The following is a 317-nucleotide window of genomic DNA, read 5'->3' as shown; positions in this document are numbered from 1 at the left end:
AAATTGTAAATAGGTACAGGCAATGAGTAGTAATACGGATAATTTAGAAGGCTACTTTCCGGCTGAAATAGTCAACGAAGCATTTGGCAACAGACCATCAACTACCACTTTGATGGATTGCATTTTTCTCCCAGGTCGAGTTCCACGTGACCTAACGTCAAAAATAAGCGCGGATCCAGGGCATTTAGAGCAGCAGCTTTTAGCTCAAAAGCCGTTAATGTCTACCAGTCTTTCAAAGCCATACTGGAAAAAGGGAGCTAACAAAAGAGAATTCGATACTGTTCGTATTGATGTCTATAGCGCTGTTTGCTTAGCTG

At 41.6% G+C, this 317-nt stretch carries 1 protein-coding gene; it reads left to right on the top strand.

Going from position 1 to position 317, the window contains the following annotated elements; genetic code table 11:
- Window positions 1-22: 22 nt before the first annotated feature.
- On the top strand, window positions 23-317 hold a 295-nt coding region (locus tag Q5762_RS37685), incomplete at its 3' end, for a hypothetical protein (RefSeq protein ID WP_315896820.1).

This window comes from Streptomyces sp. P9(2023), from assembly GCF_032436795.1.
Classification (GTDB): Bacteria; Actinomycetota; Actinomycetes; order Streptomycetales; family Streptomycetaceae; genus Streptomyces.
Note: the sequence above shows the minus strand (reverse complement) of the source record. Positions and strands in the feature narration are given on the sequence as shown.